Source organism: Arthrobacter sp. 10N43, assembly GCF_056394525.1.
This window is the reverse complement of sequence record NZ_JBFTIA010000004.1, coordinates 448,930-466,629: the sequence shown is the minus strand read 5'-3', so window position 1 is coordinate 466,629 and position 17,700 is coordinate 448,930. Positions and strand designations below refer to the sequence as shown.

Annotated in this window: 17 protein-coding genes; 7 read left to right on the top strand and 10 right to left on the bottom strand. The window is 67.7% G+C overall.

Annotated features, from left to right (window positions below; genetic code table 11):
- Positions 1 to 232 precede the first annotated feature (232 nt).
- Positions 233 to 1,345 (bottom strand): tRNA 2-thiouridine(34) synthase MnmA, encoded by a 1,113-nt coding sequence (gene mnmA, locus AC1DDO_RS10375; RefSeq protein WP_476971849.1) that lies wholly within the window; start codon positions 1,343 to 1,345, stop codon positions 233 to 235.
- Positions 1,346 to 1,567: 222 nt separating this feature from the next.
- On the opposite strand from mnmA, the gene AC1DDO_RS10370 reads away from it, so the two are divergent.
- Positions 1,568 to 2,806 (top strand): NAD(P)/FAD-dependent oxidoreductase, encoded by a 1,239-nt coding sequence (locus AC1DDO_RS10370; RefSeq protein WP_476868590.1) that lies wholly within the window; start codon positions 1,568 to 1,570, stop codon positions 2,804 to 2,806.
- Here AC1DDO_RS10370 and AC1DDO_RS10365 read toward each other — a convergent pair.
- Entirely contained in the window at positions 2,803 to 4,044 is a 1,242-nt protein-coding gene (locus AC1DDO_RS10365; protein WP_476868591.1) for a cysteine desulfurase family protein, read from the bottom strand. The two genes, AC1DDO_RS10370 and AC1DDO_RS10365, sit on opposite strands and share 4 nt — an antisense overlap.
- A 140-nt stretch (positions 4,045 to 4,184) precedes the next feature.
- Here AC1DDO_RS10365 and AC1DDO_RS10360 point away from each other — a divergent pair, with 140 nt between their 5' ends.
- Positions 4,185 to 5,105: a DMT family transporter gene (locus AC1DDO_RS10360; RefSeq protein ID WP_476868592.1), complete on the top strand. Its 921-nt coding sequence runs from the start codon at positions 4,185 to 4,187 to the stop codon at positions 5,103 to 5,105.
- Here AC1DDO_RS10360 and AC1DDO_RS10355 read toward each other — a convergent pair.
- On the bottom strand, positions 5,047 to 5,796 hold the full coding sequence (locus AC1DDO_RS10355; protein ID WP_476868593.1) for a helix-turn-helix transcriptional regulator: 750 nt from the start codon (positions 5,794 to 5,796) through the stop codon (positions 5,047 to 5,049). The genes AC1DDO_RS10360 and AC1DDO_RS10355 overlap by 59 nt on opposite strands.
- A 91-nt stretch (positions 5,797 to 5,887) precedes the next feature.
- On the opposite strand from AC1DDO_RS10355, the gene AC1DDO_RS10350 reads away from it, so the two are divergent.
- Positions 5,888 to 6,313: a hypothetical protein gene (locus tag AC1DDO_RS10350; protein WP_476868594.1), complete on the top strand. Its 426-nt coding sequence runs from the start codon at positions 5,888 to 5,890 to the stop codon at positions 6,311 to 6,313.
- 18 nt (positions 6,314 to 6,331) lie between these two features.
- Here AC1DDO_RS10350 and AC1DDO_RS10345 read toward each other — a convergent pair whose 3' ends face one another.
- Positions 6,332 to 7,231, bottom strand: a complete 900-nt coding sequence (locus AC1DDO_RS10345; protein ID WP_476868595.1) for a diacylglycerol/lipid kinase family protein — start codon at positions 7,229 to 7,231, stop codon at positions 6,332 to 6,334.
- A 141-nt stretch (positions 7,232 to 7,372) separates the two neighbouring features.
- On the opposite strand from AC1DDO_RS10345, the gene AC1DDO_RS10340 reads away from it, so the two are divergent.
- From AC1DDO_RS10340 to AC1DDO_RS10325, 4 genes are all read left to right on the top strand, one after another.
- On the top strand, positions 7,373 to 8,347 hold the full coding sequence (locus AC1DDO_RS10340) for a J domain-containing protein (RefSeq protein ID WP_476868596.1): 975 nt from the start codon (positions 7,373 to 7,375) through the stop codon (positions 8,345 to 8,347).
- 24 nt (positions 8,348 to 8,371) lie between these two features.
- Positions 8,372 to 8,839 carry a tRNA (cytidine(34)-2'-O)-methyltransferase gene (locus AC1DDO_RS10335; protein ID WP_441407402.1) on the top strand — a complete coding sequence of 156 codons (468 nt, stop codon included), beginning with the start codon at positions 8,372 to 8,374 and terminating at the stop codon, positions 8,837 to 8,839.
- A 325-nt stretch (positions 8,840 to 9,164) separates the two neighbouring features.
- A complete protein-coding gene (gene sigK, locus AC1DDO_RS10330) occupies positions 9,165 to 9,770 on the top strand; it encodes an ECF RNA polymerase sigma factor SigK (RefSeq protein WP_441407401.1) in 606 nt (201 codons plus the stop codon).
- 10 nt (positions 9,771 to 9,780) lie between these two features.
- Positions 9,781 to 10,665 carry an anti-sigma factor gene (locus AC1DDO_RS10325; protein WP_476868597.1) on the top strand — a complete coding sequence of 295 codons (885 nt, stop codon included), beginning with the start codon at positions 9,781 to 9,783 and terminating at the stop codon, positions 10,663 to 10,665.
- A gap of 155 nt (positions 10,666 to 10,820) precedes the next feature.
- Here the strand turns inward: AC1DDO_RS10325 and AC1DDO_RS10320 are convergent, their stop codons facing one another.
- From AC1DDO_RS10320 to AC1DDO_RS10295, 6 genes are all read right to left on the bottom strand, one after another.
- On the bottom strand, positions 10,821 to 12,215 hold the full coding sequence (locus tag AC1DDO_RS10320) for a GntT/GntP/DsdX family permease (protein WP_476868641.1): 1,395 nt from the start codon (positions 12,213 to 12,215) through the stop codon (positions 10,821 to 10,823).
- A gap of 53 nt (positions 12,216 to 12,268) precedes the next feature.
- Positions 12,269 to 12,799 carry a gluconokinase gene (locus tag AC1DDO_RS10315; protein ID WP_441407399.1) on the bottom strand — a complete coding sequence of 177 codons (531 nt, stop codon included), beginning with the start codon at positions 12,797 to 12,799 and terminating at the stop codon, positions 12,269 to 12,271.
- Positions 12,800 to 12,874: 75 nt separating this feature from the next.
- A complete protein-coding gene (locus AC1DDO_RS10310) occupies positions 12,875 to 13,654 on the bottom strand; it encodes a PIG-L deacetylase family protein (protein ID WP_476868598.1) in 780 nt (259 codons plus the stop codon).
- Between the two features lie 4 nt (positions 13,655 to 13,658).
- The gene (locus tag AC1DDO_RS10305; protein WP_476868599.1) at positions 13,659 to 14,612 is read right to left on the bottom strand and encodes an electron transfer flavoprotein subunit alpha/FixB family protein; all 954 of its coding nucleotides are present in this window, start codon (positions 14,610 to 14,612) and stop codon (positions 13,659 to 13,661) included.
- A gap of 15 nt (positions 14,613 to 14,627) precedes the next feature.
- Positions 14,628 to 15,428: an electron transfer flavoprotein subunit beta/FixA family protein gene (locus AC1DDO_RS10300; protein ID WP_476868600.1), complete on the bottom strand. Its 801-nt coding sequence runs from the start codon at positions 15,426 to 15,428 to the stop codon at positions 14,628 to 14,630.
- Between the two features lie 343 nt (positions 15,429 to 15,771).
- Positions 15,772 to 17,538 (bottom strand): S1C family serine protease, encoded by a 1,767-nt coding sequence (locus AC1DDO_RS10295; protein WP_476868601.1) that lies wholly within the window; start codon positions 17,536 to 17,538, stop codon positions 15,772 to 15,774.
- Positions 17,539 to 17,700 lie beyond the last annotated feature (162 nt).

Genomic DNA, 17,700 nt, shown 5'->3' with positions numbered 1-17,700 from the left:
TCCTAGATTCAACCAGACAACCATTCGGTGAATCGTTGCATTTTGTGAGTTGAGACACAAAATTTACACGATTCGAAGGTTTCTCTCATTTTCTTCAGGATTCTGCCCGGATCTTCGACAGGTAGCGGGCGCATCTGCAACGCCCGCGGCAAGCCGGGGCAACGCGACGAAGGGCCCCGCCACGTGGCGGGGCCCTTCGTTTGATTGCGTGGGGACTGGGTGTGGCGGGCGCCTAGAGCGCGGCCCGCTGCAGCGAGCGGGCGGCATCGATCGTGGCCTGGCCCAGCACACGGCTGCCCTGGTAGAGCACCACAGTCTGGCCGGGGGCCACGCCGCGCAACGGCTCGGCGAGGGTGACCACGAGCTCGTCACCGGCCATGTGAGCGCGGGCGGGGACCGGGTCGCCATGGGCCCGGACCTGGGCGTAGCAGTCGAATTCCTCGCACGTGGCCACTTCTGCGATGGGCAGCCCCGCCCAGGAAACCTTGATGCCGCGGATCTCATCGATGGCGAGCAGCGCCTCCGGGCCCACCACTACCTTGTTTTCCTTGGGCCGGATCTCCAGCACGAACCGCGGCTTGCCATCCGCGGCCGGCGTGCCGAGCTTGAGCCCCCGGCGCTGGCCCACGGTGAATGCGTTGGCGCCCGGGTGCTCGCCGACCTTCGCGCCGGACTCATCCACGATGTCACCGGTGGTCATGTCGATCTTCTCGGCGAGCCAGCCGGCGGTGTCGCCGTCGGGGATAAAGCAGATGTCGTGGCTGTCGGGCTTGTTGGCCACAGAGAGTCCTCGGCGCTCCGCTTCCGCGCGGACCTCGGCCTTGGACGGCGTCTCCGCGAGCGGGAACATGGAATGCTTGAGCTGTTCGTGGGTGAGCACGCCGAGCACATAGCTCTGGTCCTTGGCCCAGTCGGCGGCGCGGTGCAGCTCGGGATTGCCGTCGGCGTCGGTGATGACCTTGGCGTAGTGGCCGGTACACACGGCGTCGAAGCCCAGCGCGATCGCCTTCTCCAGCAGAGCCGCGAACTTGATCCGCTCGTTGCAGCGCATGCACGGGTTGGGGGTGCGCCCGGCGGCGTATTCATCGATGAAGTCCTGGACCACATCTTCCTTGAAGCGCTCGGAAAAATCCCATACGTAGTACGGGATCCCGAGGATGTCGCAGGCGCGCCAGGCGTCACGGGAGTCCTCGATTGTGCAGCAGCCGCGGCTGCCGGTCCGCAGGGTGCCCGGCATCCGGGACAGCGCGAGGTGGACGCCGACGACGTCGTGCCCCGCCTCGACGGCGCGGGCGGCGGCAACGGCGGAATCGACGCCGCCGCTCATGGCTGCAAGAACTCGCATCATGTCTTTCTTTAGGGTTCAGGGGGTCGCAGGCACCCACTGTCACTGACGCTGGGTCCGCGGAGATAGCACAATGCCTGCCACGCCATTCTATCGCCACGCCGAATCCTCGCCCAAAAGCCTTGACGGCGCAGCTTCGCGCTTCTAGCGTCAGAGCAAGCAGTTTTAGAAACAGAAGCCGGTTTAGAACCTGATGCGCACAGACGCGGAATCGAGCAGACCATGGCCAATGACGACATCGTGATCGTGGGCGGCGGCCTCGCGGGCGCCACGGCGGCCAAGACGCTGCGCGCCGAGGGCTTCTCCGGCCGGGTTGCGGTGCTCGCTTCCGAGTCCCACGCGCCGTACCTGCGGCCGCCGCTGTCCAAGGAGTACCTGCTCGGCAAGGCGGGCGAGGATGCCCTCCCGGTGGTGCCCGCGGACTGGTACGCGGAGAACGACGTCGAGCTCCGGCTCGGTGCCCACGTCACGGAGGTAGACCCGGGCGGCCGGGCCGTGGTCCTGGGCGACGGCGGGCGGCTGGAGTACGCTTCCCTGCTGCTCGCCACGGGAGCGCGGCCGCGCAGCATCCCGCTGCCTGGCAGCGGGCTCGACGGCGTCAGCACGTTCCGCACGGTGGAGGACAGCCGCCGCCTGCGTGCCCGTCTGGCCGAGGGCGGCCTGAATGTGGTCATGGTCGGGTCCGGCTGGATCGGGATGGAACTGGCCGCCGCCGCCAGCAGCTACGGCAACACCGTCACATTGATGGGACTCGAAGAGGTGCCGCTGGAGGCGGCGATCGGCCCGGACCTGGGTGGCTTCTTCCGCGGGCTGCACGAGGCCCACGGAGTGCGGTTCCGGCTGCCGGCCTCGGCCGCGGAAATCACGGGGACGTCCGGACGGGTGACCGGTGTCCGCACCAACACCGGCGAGCTCCTCCCGGCGGACCTTGTGGTCATTGCCGTTGGCGTGGTGCCCGAGGTGGGGCTGGCCGAGGCGGCCGGGATCGAAGTTCGCAACGGTATCCTCACGGACGCGTCCCTGCGGACCTCGGCGCCCGGGATCTTCGCCGCAGGTGACGCCGCCAATGCCCTGCACCCGTTCACCGGCGAGCACCACCGCAGCGAGCACTGGTCCAACGCCCTCAACGGCGGCAAAGTCGCCGCCCGGGCCATGCTTGGCTTGGATGCCGCCCTGGATACGATCCCGTATTTCTATACGGACCAGTTCGAGGTCAGCATGGAGTACTCGGGTTTCCCGACGCTCGTTGCCGGGGCGCCGGTGATCCGTGGCTCGCTGGCGGACAGGGAGTTCCTGGCCTTCTGGCAGCGCGAGGGCCAGGTGGTGGCCGGGATGAACGTGAACTGGCCCCGCGCCGCCAAGCCGCAAAAGGCAATCAAGGCGCTCATCGGCGCACGCGCTGCCGTCAGCCCGGAGCTACTCGCGGACGCCTCTACCCCGCTGGACCAGCTATTGGCTTAGCTGCCGGTGGAGGCCTGCCGCGCGGATTCACGGGCAACCGTTCCCGCGGTCTGGATGCTGGATTCGTGTCCGGCCATGCCGGCCTGGCGGGCCCGGGCATAGGCGCCCGGCAGCGCGGCAAGCAGGGCATCGACGTCGGCGTCGGTCGAGGAATGCCCGAGGGTGAATCGCTGGGCACCCCTCGCCGTGTCCTCATCCAGGCCCATGGCGAGCAGCACGTGGGAGGGCCTTGGAACACCTGCGGTGCAGGCGGAGCCGGTGGAGGACTCGACGCCGGCAAGATCCAGCAGGAACAGCAGCGAGTCTCCCTCGCAGCCGGGGAATGTGAAGTGCGCGTTGCCAGGCAACCGCCCTGCGCCCGGGGCGCCCCGCAGCACGGCCTCGGGCACGGCCTGCAGGACGCCCTGGATCAGACGGTCCCGAAGGGCCCCGATCCTGGCGGCCTCGTCGGGGAGTTTCGCGGCGACGGCCTCGGCGGCCGCGGCAAAAGCGGCGATCGACGCAGTGTCCAGGGTCCCGGAGCGCACGTCGCGTTCCTGCCCGCCGCCGTGCTGGACCGGGGTCAGCTTCACCGCTCGGCCCAGGATGAGCGCGCCGACGCCGACCGGGCCTCCGATCTTGTGCCCGGAGACAGACATGGCATCGAGGCCAATCGCGCGGAAGTCCACGGGCACGGACCCGAACGCCTGGACGGCGTCGGAGTGGACGGGCACGCCGGCGGCGTGTGCCAGCTCCACGATCCGGGCGACCGGCTGGATGGTTCCGACCTCATTGTTGGCCCACATGACGGTCACCAGCGCGATCGTCGCGGGGTCCCGGGACAGCTCGGCCTCAAGCACGGCGAGGTCGACGACGCCCGCGGCGTCCACCGGGAGCCAGCAGACCTCGGCGCCCTCGTGGCGTTCGAGCCATTCGACGGTGTCCTGCACCGCATGGTGCTCGACGGCAGAACACAGGATTCGCGTGCGCGTCCGGTCCCCGGCCCGGCGGGCCCAGTACAGGCCCTTGACCGCCAGGTTGTCCGCCTCGGTCCCGCCCGAGGTGAAGATGACTTCCGAGGGATGTGCCCCAGCGGCGGCCGCCAGCACCTCCCTGGCGTCCTCCACAGAGCGCCGGGCACGGCGGCCCGATCCATGCAGCGAGGAAGGGTTGCCGGTCCGGGCCAGCTCGCGCGTCAGGGCAGCCAGCGCCTCCGGGGCGAGCGTGGTGGTGGCGGCATGGTCGAGGTATACAGGCACAGCCCAATTCTACCCGCGGGTCCTGCACGCGGCGTTGCGTGGCCGTCGCGGCCGCACGGGGCGGAGGCGCCGGGACGGGCACCCGGAAGCCTGGCCGGCAGGGCACCTGGAGGGGGCGCCTGGGGGTGTAGATTCGTGCGGTGAAAGCGTCCCTCTACCTGGTGTTGGCCACCTTGTTCTGGTCCGGCAATTTCGTGGTCGGACACGCTGCGGCCGCCTCGATGACGCCCCTGGAACTAACCTTCTGGCGCTGGACCCTGGCCGCTGCGCCGCTGCTGCTCCTGGCCCACTGTGTCGAGAAGCCGGACTGGCGCGCGGTGCTGCGCCGCTGGCCCGCGCTCCTGGTGCTGAGCGTCCTGGGCATGATCGGCTACACACTTCTCCTTTACGGCGCGCTCGGGTACACGTCCGCTATGAACGCTGCCCTCATTACGGCCGCGAACCCGGCCCTGATCGTGGTGATGGCGTTTCTCCTGCTGCGGGAGCGGACCACCCGACTGGGCTGGCTCGGCATCTGCCTTGGCCTGCTGGGTGTGCTGACCGTACTGACCCGGGGTGACCTGGCACGGGTGTTCAGCCTCTCCATCAACACCGGCGAACTCATGATGACCGGCGCGATCCTCGTCTGGAGCTTTTACACAATCATTGCCCGCCGGCTGGATGTGCCGGCCATCTCGGCCACCGCCGTGCAGGTGGTGATTGCGGCCGTGACGCTGGCGCCCTTCGCCCTCGCCCTGAACGTGCGGTTCCCCGATACCTCGGCCGAAGGCTGGTCACTGGCGTATATCGCACTGTTCCCGTCCCTGGGTTCCTACCTTTTCTGGAACCTGGCGCTGAAGACCACGCCGCCGGGAACCGCGGGAAACTACCTGAACCTGATGGTTGTCTTCACAGCCATCATTACCGTGATGCTGGGGACACCGCTCAGCCTGGCGCAGATCGCCGGCGGCCTCATGGTGGTCGCCGGCGTCCTGCTGACCGGAACCAAGGGCACGCCATCGGTCACGCTGGAAGAATCCGGGCACAGCACTGCCCGGGCTGCGCGCCCCCCTGCTTCCTGAGATCTTCGATGGCCAGCGCCTCCACCCGGCCCGGGTCGATTCCCAGGGCCGCAGTGGCCCCACCGAGGAAGGCCCCGTTCATCGCGCAGACCACGTCCGCGTGGCCGGCGGCGAGGCGGTGGAACGGGCAGTTCAACAACACCAGTCCCCCGGCGCCGTCGTCCGCCGGGCAGTAGCCCTGCCCCGCCAGGAAGTCCGCGAACGGGGTGGCACCGCCCTGCGGGCCGGCGGCTTCCGGCGCCGCCCCGTCTCCGGTTGCGCGGGCTGCCTCTTCACCCGCCGACTCCCCCTTGGCGCGGGCCGCCCGCAGCAGGGCATCCCGGGCAGATCCGCCGTCGCTGCCCGCAGCCTCGATCGCCGAAACCAGCAATTCTGCGGCGAGGTCATAGTGGCGGTCCGGGACGGAGGCCGCCACCTCGTCCACGGCGGCCCGGTACAGCTTGGCGGGCCGGCCCGAGCCGGGGCCCTCCCGGCCCCCGAGCTTGCGGAACTCCACGGCCAGCAGCCCGTCCTTCACCAGCCGGTCCAGGTGGAACGACGCTGTGCTCCGGGCCAGGCCTACGGCCTTGGCGGCGTCGTCCCGGCCGACGGCTCCTGCCGCCGAGGTGACGAAGTCGAACAGCCTCCTGCGGGTCTCGTCGCCCAGGGACGCGACCGCCGCGAGCCGGATATTCCACGGAAGTTTGGTCATGAACCAAGAATATCTCTAAAAACAAGAATCATTGCTTAATCATCAGGCAGGGTTCTAAAATCTAGATATCAACTTTTAGAAGGAGCGTGCCATGAAAGCTTCCCCAGTCCTCGCCACGTCGGCCCAGCAGCTCAAGGCGGACCCGCACCGCCAGGCCTTCCTGCTGCTGCGGACCGTCTTCACGGTGGCGCCGATCCTGTTCGGCCTGGACAAGTTCACGAACCTGCTGACCGACTGGACCATGTATCTGGCTCCGGTGGCGACGTCGGTAGTCCCGCTTCCGGCCCAGACCATCATGTACATCGTTGGCGTGGTCGAAATCCTCGCCGGGGTGATGGTGGCGCTGCGCCCGCGCTTCGGGTCGGCGCTCGTGGCCGCCTGGCTGCTGGGCATCATCATCAACCTGATTGTCCTCGGCAGCTTCTATGACGTCGCGCTGCGTGACTTCGGGCTGCTCGTGGGCGCCCTGGCCCTGAACAGGCTGTCCCCGCGCAGGTCCGCGCAGGCGGCTGAGTAGGGCAGGTTTGCCCTGCTGCTACGCCAGGATACAGACGGCGCGTGGAACGACCTCGATGGTCATCGGGAGCGCCCCGATCCGCTCGCCGTCGGCGTAGGCCACAATATTGCTGGCCGCGAGTTCCACCGTTCGGACCCGGCGAATGTGCACGGCGGGGTGGCCCACGTGCCTGCCGGAAAAGACCTTGGGGAACACGGCTAGCAGGCCGGCCCGGGACAACCGGCTGACAACAAACAGGTCCAGGTGGCCGTCATCGAGCACCGCCTCCGGAACGATCTTCATCCCGCCGCCGATCGACTGGCCGTTGGCCACGGAAATCAGCATGGCCCGCTGCCGCCACCGCTCGCCGTCGGCAGTCACCGTGTACTCGATGGCCCGGAACGAGGCCAGCTCGCGAAGCATGGCGAGCTGGTAGCGGATCTTGCCGCGCGGCCAGCGCCAGTCATTGGCCCGTTCGTTGACGGCGGCATCGAACCCCGCCGAGACGGCGCCCGCGAACCAGCAGGAAGTTCCTCCGGCGGTGATCCTCCCGGCGTCGATCATCCGGCCGCCGTCGGCCAGGGATTGCAGCACCCGTTCGCAGGCCGCCTGGAGGTTGCGCAGCGGTAGTCCCAGCGCCCGTGCCATATCGTTGCCGGTCCCGGTGGGAATGATGCCCAGCGGAACCCGGCCGCCGTCCCCCGCACCGGCGAGCGCGTTGAGCCCGAGGTGGACCATGCCGTCGCCGCCCACCACCACCAGGGCATCCGCTCCCGATGCCAGCGCTCCCTCGACCGCCTGCGCCAGCTCTGAATAACTCTCCTCGCACAGCAGCAGGACATCCGCTCCGGCGGTCCGGAAATGCGCCGCCGCTTCCTTCCCGGCATGCCGCCCCCGGCCAAAGGATGCGCGCGGGTTGACGGCGACCGCGATTATCATGCGCGCAATTATGCCAGCCGCCGGGAACCATCCCGGTGCGCGCGCTCGTTATTCCTCCAGCCGGTTAAACTGGGCACGCCGGGCGCCCGCGAACGGTCCGGCATCCTCAGCGCCGGCACCAACGATGAAAAGGATCTCTGTTTGACGCAGGGCAGCAGCTCGCATTACCAGGTCCTAGGGATCCCCGTGACGGCGACGGAGAAGGACATCAAAGTGGCGTACCGCAAGGCCGCCCGGCTCGCCCACCCGGACCACGGCGGCGATCCCGCAGCGTTCCGGCGCGTCACCCTGGCCTACGAGACGCTTATCGATTCCAAGCGCCGTGCGGACTACGACCGTTCCTATGGCAGCGCATATTCGGCTCCGGCCGGTGACGAGGGCGCCCACTTCGACGCGCCGGCCGCAGGCAGCCGCGCCTCGGCCAACGTGCGCCGCCCCAACACGCCGCGGAATACGGCGGCGGACCCGCCCGTCTATGTTCCCCCGTTCGAGCAGTTCGACGCGTCGGCCGCGGTACCCCTGATTCCCGCCGGCGTGGCCCGGCAGCAGGTCCACGGAATGCCCCGAAAGCGCGGGATCTTCGGGGCCGAGGCCCGGATCCAGCGCGAGATGCGCACCGTGCAGCTGATCAGCAGGCAGATACTGGCCACCATTCCGGCGGCGCGCCTGATCAACGGGCTGCAGTCCCCGGCGGACAACAGCCACATCGACCACGCCGTCCTGGCGGGGTACCGGCTCGCGATCATCGGGTCCATGCTGCTGCCGCCGGGCGCGTACGCCTGGAACGGCAGCACGCTGACGCACGGCGGACGATCCGTCGCCCCGCCCCAGCTGGCCCACGTGGTGCGCCGGATGCAGGACATATTTCCCGAGCTCAATGTCACGGGCTGGATTGTTGTCCACAGCACGGACGGCAATCTCCACCAGCCGGTGATCGACCGGCACCGGCGTACAGCCGGGGGCCAGGGCGGCGGGTACGCAGAGGGTTCGGGGCTTGTCGAGGTGGTCAACGCCGCGGGACTGGCCCGCGGCCTCAAGCAGTTCCTCAGCTCGGGACCGGCACCCAACACGGTCAACGTTCCCGTGCTGGCGCGCCTGCTGGGTGGAATGCACTAGCCGGCGGCTCGCTAGGATGGACAGGTGTTCCGCATCCTCTTCCACACCCCCGAAATCCCCGGCAATACCGGAAACGCCATCAGGCTGGCAGCCATCACGGGCGCCGAACTGCATCTGGTGGAGCCACTGGGCTTTGATTTTTCCGATGCCAAGCTGCGCCGGGCCGGCCTGGATTACCACGACCTCGCCGTCGTAACCGTCCACCCGGACATAGACGCGGCCTGGGCGGCGCTGCAGCCGGAGCGGGTCTTTGCCTTCACCTCCGACGGCGAAACGACGTACACCGACATCCAATACCGCGCGGGCGATGTTCTTCTGTTTGGTCCTGAATCCGTGGGCTTGCCCGAGGAGATCAAATACAGTCCGCGGGTGACGTCCCGCGTCCGCCTGCCGATGCTGCCGGCTCTCCGCTCGCTGAACCTGGCCAACGCGGCGTCCATCGCTGTCTATGAGGCGTGGCGGCAGAACGGGTTCGCGGGCGCCAAGCTGTAACGGGTCCACCGCGGGGAGCCGGCAGGACCGTTGGCCCCCCGGGTGAGGAACCCGCGGCAAAGAATCCTGCAGGCACCGCCCATCCGGGTTCAGGGTCGCACCGAATCACTTCTGAAGGCGGACACAAGACCGTCAACTCAGCACGTTTTTTGGGGACAAAACGGAAGGAAGCGAGGAGAGGCGGGTGAGAACAGTACATCTGGAACGAGCCCCGGTGGATAGACACCCTGAGCGGGAGGCAGGGCCCGGCCCCTCGCCGCATGCAGCACCTCTTGGCCCGCGGGTTGGCCCGCGGGCGCCCATTGGCGCCTTATGCTTGGGGGTGATGGATACTCCGAATGCCCCGAACCCCGAGGCCGCAGCACCTGCGGGTACCTCAGCCGACATCAACGGCCGGCTCGGCAGCCTGCTCGAACTGATTGCGCAGGGCGACCAGGCAGCGTTCGCGGAATTCTACAGCCTCACCTCGAGGCGCGTATTCGGCATGGCCCGCCGGGTCCTGATCGACACCGAACTCAGCGAGGACACCACGCAGGAAGTCTTCCTGCAGGTCTGGCAGAACGCTTCCAAGTTCAATCCCGCGGCCGGCAGCCCGCTCGCCTGGCTGATGACCATCTCCCACCGCAGGGCCGTTGACAAGGTCCGCTCATCGCAGTCCGCCACCGACCGCGAAGCCAAGTACGGCGCCAGCAGCCAGGAAATCGACCACGATTCCGTCTCTGACGAGGTCGGCAGCCGGCTCGAGGCCGAGGCCGTGGTCCGGTGCCTGGAGACGCTCACCGAGACGCAACAGGAGTCCGTGCGCCTGGCATACTACGGCGGCCTCACCTACCGCGAAGTGGCCGAGCGCCTGAACGCCGCGGTTCCTACCATCAAGTCCCGCATCCGCGATGGACTAATCCGATTGAAGACCTGCTTGGGGGTGAGCTGAATTGACCGACATGAATCCGAATGACAACAGCCGCCTCCCCGGCGGCTTCACCGCAGAGATCTCCGCTGATCTGGCTTCCGGCCGCCTCGTGGACCTTGCCGAGGTATACGCCCTCAACGCCGTGGACGACGCCGAACGCGCCGCGATCGAGCACTTCCTCGCCTCCGCACCGGCAGCAGAGAAGAATGCCTTCAACGAGCGTGTCCGGCAGGCCCGGGAGACCCTGGCCGCCAGCTTCACCGCCGAGGAAGAGCCCCCGCCGGGCCTCTTGGACCGGATCATGTCCACCTTGCCGGCGCAGACATCGGTGCAGTCCCCCCTGGTGGTATCTTTGCCCGGCACGGGACCGGGGACCGCGCCAGTGATGCCGAATCCGGCTGGCGAGAGCTCCGGAGTGCCCGCCACTGACGAGCTCGGTGCTGCCCGCAAGCGCAGGGAAGAACGCCGCCGGCCGCAGGGCATGCGGAACTGGCTTGTCGGCGTCGCCGCTGCCGGCGTGATCGCACTCGGCGGGGTGGGAGTGAGCGCGTATGTGGCCAACCAGAACGATCCGCTGAACCAGGTGATGCAGGCCAGCGATGTCCGCCAGGCCACCGTTGAGGTCAACGGAGGCGGTACCGCGACGGTCACGATTTCCGCGTCCAGGGACGCCGCCGTCGTCAAAATGAACGGCGTCCCGGCTCCGCCCGCGGGCAAGGTCTACCAGATGTGGCTGATCCCCAAGGACGGCTCGGCACCGATATCGCAGGGCCTCATGGACGCCAAAGCCCTGGCCAAGCCCGCCGTGGTCAAGGGCATCGGTTCCGCCGCAGCCCTGGGCATTACCGTGGAACCCGAGGGCGGATCCGCGTCGCCAACGCTGCCGACCGTGGCAGCAGCGCCGCTGAACGCCTAGCAGTCCGGCGGGATACCCGGAGCCGCACGGCTCCAGGTATCCCTGAGACGACAATGCCGCCCGGCCTTGGCTCCTTCCGTAGAAGGGTGCCAAGGCCGGGCGGCTTTGTCGTCTTTAAGGCATCAAACGACGGCGTCGCTGCCCCGCCCCTACAGCTATAAGACCGTCGAGAGCAGCATGACCAGGCCGAAGCTGATCACGGAGATCAGCGTCTCCATGACCGACCAGGTCTTGAACGTCTGGCCCACGCTGAGTCCGAACAGCTCCTTGACGAGCCAGAACCCGGCGTCATTCACGTGCGAGAAAAAGAGCGAGCCGGCGCCGATCGCGAGGGCCAGCAAAGCGGCGTGGGTCGGCGTCAGTGAACTCGCCAGCGGTGCCACGATACCGGCGGCGGTCACGGTCGCGACGGTGGCCGAACCGGTCGCCAGGCGCAGGGCAACGGCCACGATGAAGCCCAGCACAAGGACGGACATGTTGGTCCCCTCCGCCCAGGCCTTCACGGAGTCCCCGACGCCGGCGCCGATCAGCGTCTGCTTGAAGCCGCCGCCCGCGCCGACGATCAGCAGGATTCCCGCGATCGGGCCGAGGCTGGCGCTGATCTTTTTCGTGATCAAGGCACCATTGAGTCCCACGGCGTAGCCAAAGGTCACCATGGCCAGCAGGACGGCCAGCGTCATGGCCACGAGCGGCTGGCCGACGAAGTCGAAGAACATCCGGATGGCGGGGGCCGTCTTGGGGTCCGGCCAGATGATGTCCACGACCGCCCTGAGGAGCATGAGCACCACCGGGAAGAGAATGGTCAGCAGCGTGACGAGGAAGCTCGGCGGGCGCTTGACGCCCTCCATGTCCGCGCCGTGCACGGTGTCGACGCCGCCGGCGACGGCGGGGGCGCCAACCGGCACCCACCTGGCCGCGAGGCGCGAAAACAGCGGACCACAAATGATCACCGTGGGGATGGCAACCAGGATGCCGAGGGCCAGCGTGGTGCCGAGTTCGGCCTTGACGGCGCTGATCGCGATCAGCGGTCCCGGGTGCGGGGGCACCAGGCCGTGCAGCACGGACAGGCCAGCCAGCGCCGGGATGGCGATGCGCATGAGCGGCATCTTCGAACGCTGCGTGACCAGGACGATCACCGGCAGGAGCAGGACGAGCCCGATCTCGAAGAACATCGGCAGGCCGATGATGACTGCGACGAGGGTGATGGACCAGACCAGCTTGTTTCCGGTGGCCTTGGCCAGGAGGGTGTCGACCACCCGGTTGGCGCCGCCGGAGTCAGCGAGCAGCTTGCCCAGCATCGCGCCGAGCGCGACCAGCAGGCCAACTTCCTTCAGGACGCCGCCCACACCGTCTTCGAAGTTGACGATCACCTTCGCAGGTTCCACGCCGGCGGCGAGGCCGACGAAACCGGACCCCAGAATCAGGGCCAGAAAGGGGTGGAACTTGAACTTGGCGATCAGCACAACGAGCAGGGCGATGCCCAGGCCCGCGATGATCAGTAGTTGGGTGTTGACGCCGGACCCGGCTTCAACGGCAGCCGGAAGCTGCATTGCTATCAGAGATTTCACAAAAATTCCTTGGTCGCGGCAGAACGCGGGAAGGCTCAGGGCCTGGCGTCGGCAGCGTCGAGATTAAGTCGGGTGATGATTTCCTGGGCTTCTTCCGCAGGCGTTGCGGAGACGGACAGGGAAATGGAGTTTTCGTCCGGCGTGGGCGCTTCGAGCGCGTCGAACTGGGACTCCAGCAGGGCCGGGGGCATGAAGTGCCCGTGACGGGAGGCCAGCCGGTCCGAGATTTTGTCCCGCGACCCCTCGAGGAACACGAAGACCACCCCTTCGCCGCGCAGGATGTCCCGGTACCGCTTCTTAAGCGCCGAGCAGGTCACGACGCCGGGAGTCCCGGCCTCTGTATGGGCACGGATCCAGTCGGCAATACTTTCCAGCCAGGGCCACCGGTCCTCGTCGGTCAGCGGCTGGCCTGCGTGCATCTTCGCCACGTTTGATTCGGGGTGGAGGTCGTCGCCCTCGGCAAGGTCCCAGCCCAGCCGGCCGGCCAGCAGTCCGGCGACAGTTGATTTGCCGGATCCGGAGACGCCCATGATCACAAGAACGGGGTGTTGCGCAGTCTTCGCCATCAAAGTCTGCCTTCCATCAAATAAATATGATTTAAACAGAGGCCAGCTTATGGCAGAGGTTGCGCTGCGGCAACACTAGAACCCGGCGATGGTCCCCTGGCCGTTGACTGTTACGACGTGGAACGCCTCGGCGCTGCGTCCGGCGGGAAGTCCGGCGCGGGCCCCGGTGCCGAGCATCAGGCCGCGGACCGTGCGCTCCATGGCGTCAACGTCGGGGTGTTGGCTGACGTGGATATGGATGGCGGCAAGCTTGCTGTCCACGTGCTCCGAGACGTCCACGAAGTGGTTTTCGCGCTCCTGCGGCCCGGCGAAGAGCCACAGCCAGGGCAGCTTGTAGGCCTCCAGCCCGGCTTCGGCCAGCTCCGGGTACGCGAAGGGGTTTTCCAGCGCGGGGTACACGGCCCGGGTCACAGCCTCCCCCACGGCCAGGTGATCCGGATGGCTCTTCTGGATCCGGTTCCAGTTCCGTTCCGGATGCATGGACACCACGACGTCGGGCTTCAGCTGACGGATCAGGCGCACCACCTCGCGCATCACCTCATGCGAGGGTTCGAGGTAGCCGTCCCGCTGATGCAGGTAATGGATGTCAGTGACGCCGACCAGCGCAGCGGCGCGCTCCTGCTCCGCAATGCGCAGCCGCACGATTTCCTCGCGCTGCCCGGGATCAAAGCCCCCGGCGTCGCCGTCGGTCATGATGCAGTAGCTGACCTGGACTCCGGCGGCGGTCCAGGCCGCCACGGTGCCGGCGGCGCCGAAGTCGATGTCGTCAGGGTGGGCCGTGAAACAAAGCACCCGCTCGATCCGGGAGGTTTCCGGGTCGAACGGGCTTTGCGCCGGAACGGCGTTGGTGTTCATGCGGTCAGCCTTTGCGCTTATTGATTTCCGCGGTAGCCTGCGGCAGGACCTGGAAGAGGTCGCCCACAACGCCGAAGTCCGCGATCTCGAAAACCGGCGATTCGGCGTCCTTGTTCACGGCGACAATCACCTTCGCGGTCTGCATGCCGGCTTTCTGCTGGATGGCGCCGGAAATTCCCGCGGAGATGTAGAGCTGCGGCGAGACCGTCTTGCCGGTCTGGCCGATTTGCGCGTCGTGGCCGATCCAGCCGGCGTCCGTGGCGGCCCGCGAGGCGCCGATGGCCGCGCCCAGGGCGTCGGCAAGCTCCTCCACCGGACCGAAGTCGCCGTCCACGCCTCGGCCGCCGGCCACGACGATCCGGGCCTCGGTCAGGTCGGGGCGTCCGCTGGCGGGCTTTTCGCTGCGTGCCGTGACCCGGGCGGCGGCCGCGGTGGCATCTGCAGGAACCTGCACGGTGATGCTTTCCGGCGCCGTGGCGGTGACCGCGGGCTCGGGCGCGACGCTGTTGGGCTTCACGGTCAGCACCGAAACGGGCGTCGTGGCCTTCGCCGTGGTGGTGTAGGAGCCGGCAAGCACCGATTTATGTGCTGTTCCGTCCGGGTCCACGGCCACGACGTCGGTGATCACACCCGCGCCGAGCTTGATGCTGAGCCGGGCGGCGATCTCCTTGCCCTCGGCCGAGTTCTCGGCCAGGACCACGTCTGCCCCGGCAGCGCCCACGGCGGCAGCCAGGAAGGATGCCTTGGGGCCCACGAGGTAGTCATCGAGGTCAGCCGCGGACGGGACGTACAGCGCCCCTACGCCGTAGGCCGCCAAGGCCGAGGCGGCGTCGTCGTGCAGTTCGCCGTTGACGGCGGCAACACTCTCACCCAGGGAGCGGGCGATCGTGAGCAGTTCCAGGCTGGACTTCTTCAGCGCCTGGCCGGGGTTGTCGATGAAAACGAGTACTTTTGCCATATTCGGTTAATCCCCTTAGAGCAGCTTCTGGGCGGCCAGGAACTCGACCAGCTGGATGCCGGCGTCGCCTTCGTCCGTGATGATGGTGCCGGCCGTGCGCGGCGGGCGGGCCTCTGCGGTCTCGACGACGGTCCAGGAACCGGACGCGCCCACCTGGGCCGCGTCAACGCCGATGTCGGCCAGGCTCAAGGTGGTGATGGTCTTCTTCTTCGCCGCCATGATGCCCTTGAAGTTCGGATACCGGGGATCATTGATCTGGTCGGTGACGGACACTACGGCGGGCAGGTCGGCCTCAATGGTGTCCGCGTGCGTGTCGCCGTCGCGGCGGGCGGTGAGCTTGCCGGCGTCGAGCTCCAGCGATGCGGCAAAGGTGACCTGCGGAAGCCCCAGCCGCTCAGCGAGCTGGGCAGGGACCAGCGAGGTCTCCCCGTCCGTGGAGGCCATGCCGGTGATGATGAGGTCCGCCGGGGCGTCCGCGCCAAGGTGGCGGATCGCGGCGGCCAGGGCCAGCGACGTGGCCGCGGCGTCGGAACCGGCAAGGGCCTCATCGCTAAGGTGCACGCCTTCGCTGGCGCCGATCTGGAGGGACTTCTTGACCGCATTGACGGCCCCGGCCGGGCCCATGCTCAGGGCGATGACCTTGTTGCCGGCAGCTTCCCCGCCGCGGGCCTCGGTCAGCTGCAGCGCAGCCTCCAGGGCGTACTCATCCAGCTCGGACAGGATGCTTTCGGAGCGGTCCACGGTGTTGGCCCCGCCGGTGAGGTGGCGGTCGAACTGCGCATCCGGGACGTGCTTGACCAGCACAATGATTTTCAAAGTTTCTTCCACTGTGTCTACAGCAGCCTTCCATGCGGGTGGATAGCCGCCCCTGGCGGGGTCATGGCCACGGAACGCCCGGCAGCCGGGCTGTTCCTAGCTAACCATATAGCTGCCCTGCAACGCGGCCACGGTTAACGCCTGTGTCAGCGCCCCGACGGGCAAGCCGGACCACCAGTCCCCACCGGCAGAGGACCGGCACGCAAAAAGGCCGGGCCGCACCATTTCACATTCGGTGCGGCCCGGCCTTGCTGTCACTGCCTGCCGTGCTTTTTACTGCAGTGGTTCTACTTTTCTGGTTCTACTGCACTGGTTCTACTGTTCTGGTTCTACTGTTCTGGTTCTACTGTTCTGGTGCAGTGCCGAGGGTAACGTCGAGATCCTTCTGCTGGCCGCCGCGCAGGACCGTGACCTTGACCGTGGCACCGGCCGCCTGTTCGCGCACTGCTGCGGTCAACTGGTTGGGATCGCTGATGGTCAGGTTCTGGAACTTCGTCACGACGTCGCCAACCTTGACGCCGGCCTTGTCAGCGGCCGAGCCGGACTCGACGGTCGCGACCTCGGCGCCCACCGAGAACCCTGAGGAGGACGAGCCTGCGGCCTTGGCCTTCACGCTGACGCCGAACTGCCCGTGCGAGGCTTTGCCGTTGCTGATGATCTCCTGGGCCACGCGCTTGGCGTTGTTGATCGGGATGCTGAAGCCCACGCCGATGTTGCCGCTGCTGCTGCCGGTGGCCGAGTCGCCGCCGGCGGAGGCGATCGCGACGTTGACGCCGATGATTTCGCCCTTGGTGTTCACCAGCGCGCCGCCGGAGTTGCCTGGGTTGATGGCCGCATCGGTCTGGATGACGTTGATCGAAATGGATCCCTGATCAGCGGTGCTGGGGGTCTGGCCGCCGCCCGGAGGCGCGAACTGGAAGCCCTGGTCACCGCCCTGGGAATTGTCCGCACCGTTCTTCGGCGCGGCCGAGGACGCCACGCTGATGGTCCGGTTCAGGGTCGAGACGATGCCGTCCGTGACCGTGCCGGTGAGTCCAAGCGGCGATCCGATGGCGACGGCGGTGTCCCCGACGTTGAGCTTCCCGGAGTCGCCCAGCGTTGCCGGGACCAGGCCCGAGGGATTATCGATCTTGATCACGGCGAGGTCAGAGAGCGGATCAGTGCCGACGACTTTCGCGGAGAAAACCTTGCCCTCGCTCGTCCGGACCTCCACGGTGGCGTTAGCGGCCTTGCCGTCGAGGGTGACGACGTGGGTGTTCGTGAGCACGTGGCCCTCGGCGTCGAGGATGATTCCGCTGCCGGTGCCGCCGTCACTGCCGCTGGTTGCCTTGATGGTCACAACACTGGGAGAAGCCTTGAGGGCGGCGGCGGTGATGGCGTTGACGTCTTCGCGGTTGTTGACGATCACCGGCCCTGCCTGGGTGGTGCTGCTTGTGGCCGCCGTGGACGAACGGTCCGCCAGCAGGGCGTTGCCGCCGGCCACTACGCCGCCGCCGATCAGGCCGGCCGCCACGATGCTGGCCACGAGGGTCGGCACGCCGAAGGCTGCCTTGCGCTTGGGGGCATGCGCCGGGTTGTTCGCAAAGCTCGAGCCGGAAGGATAGGACGGCCCCTGCGGCGGCTGGCCACCGGAGTGGGCAACGTAGGGTGCAGGACCGTACTGGGACTGGCCGTACTGCGGCTGTCCGTACTGGGCCTGGCCGTACTGGGCCTGGCCGTAAGGCGGGTGGGTGGGCTGGTCGGGCTGGCCGTGTCCCTGGCCGGGCTGGGGCGATCCGCCGTAAGGGCCCGTCTGCTGGGCCTGATTGATCGGGGCCTGAGTATTCTGGGCTGAATTTTGCTGGGCGGGTGCGCCGAACTGCTGGGTATCCGCGGCGGAGCGCTGGGGCTCGGAGGGCTGCTGCTGGTAGACCGGACGCGGCGCGCCGTCCTCGGCGCGGTCCAGCCGGAGGGTCGGGTTCTCAGGTGCCGGGCTCGCCGGGCTACCGGGCGCCGCCTCGGACGCACCAACAGCATGCGTCTGCTCCGGTGATCCCTCCTGCGCTGCCGCCGGTTCCCGGTTCTGTGGTGTCGGCTCCGGTGACGCACCCGGCACTGGGTTCTCAGTCATGAGACTTCCTTTCATCCTCGTCTGCCTATAACTATGGACGCTCTGGCTGACACTAGAGCGGACATTTGCTGGGAGGTTCCTGAACGGATAGCTTGCGGCCTGCAGGCCTGTGTTTCCCAGTTTAGGCGCGTTTCGCTGGTGGCATATTCCCCTAGGTGGACT

What these genes read in the sequence shown, in the direction of transcription:
- AC1DDO_RS10325 (WP_476868597.1), top strand. Translation starts at nt 9,781, where the DNA reads ATGAATCCGAATGACAACAGCCGCCTCCCCGGCGGCTTCACCGCAGAG.
- AC1DDO_RS10310 (WP_476868598.1), bottom strand. Translation starts at nt 13,654, where the DNA reads ATGAACACCAACGCCGTTCCGGCGCAAAGCCCGTTCGACCCGGAAACC.
- AC1DDO_RS10370 (WP_476868590.1), top strand. Translation starts at nt 1,568, where the DNA reads ATGGCCAATGACGACATCGTGATCGTGGGCGGCGGCCTCGCGGGCGCC.
- mnmA (WP_476971849.1), bottom strand. Translation starts at nt 1,345, where the DNA reads ATGCGAGTTCTTGCAGCCATGAGCGGCGGCGTCGATTCCGCCGTTGCC.
- AC1DDO_RS10355 (WP_476868593.1), bottom strand. Translation starts at nt 5,796, where the DNA reads ATGACCAAACTTCCGTGGAATATCCGGCTCGCGGCGGTCGCGTCCCTG.
- AC1DDO_RS10315 (WP_441407399.1), bottom strand. Translation starts at nt 12,799, where the DNA reads ATGGCGAAGACTGCGCAACACCCCGTTCTTGTGATCATGGGCGTCTCC.
- sigK (WP_441407401.1), top strand. Translation starts at nt 9,165, where the DNA reads ATGGATACTCCGAATGCCCCGAACCCCGAGGCCGCAGCACCTGCGGGT.
- AC1DDO_RS10345 (WP_476868595.1), bottom strand. Translation starts at nt 7,231, where the DNA reads ATGATAATCGCGGTCGCCGTCAACCCGCGCGCATCCTTTGGCCGGGGG.
- AC1DDO_RS10350 (WP_476868594.1), top strand. Translation starts at nt 5,888, where the DNA reads ATGAAAGCTTCCCCAGTCCTCGCCACGTCGGCCCAGCAGCTCAAGGCG.
- AC1DDO_RS10320 (WP_476868641.1), bottom strand. Translation starts at nt 12,215, where the DNA reads ATGCAGCTTCCGGCTGCCGTTGAAGCCGGGTCCGGCGTCAACACCCAA.
- AC1DDO_RS10305 (WP_476868599.1), bottom strand. Translation starts at nt 14,612, where the DNA reads ATGGCAAAAGTACTCGTTTTCATCGACAACCCCGGCCAGGCGCTGAAG.
- AC1DDO_RS10295 (WP_476868601.1), bottom strand. Translation starts at nt 17,538, where the DNA reads ATGACTGAGAACCCAGTGCCGGGTGCGTCACCGGAGCCGACACCACAG.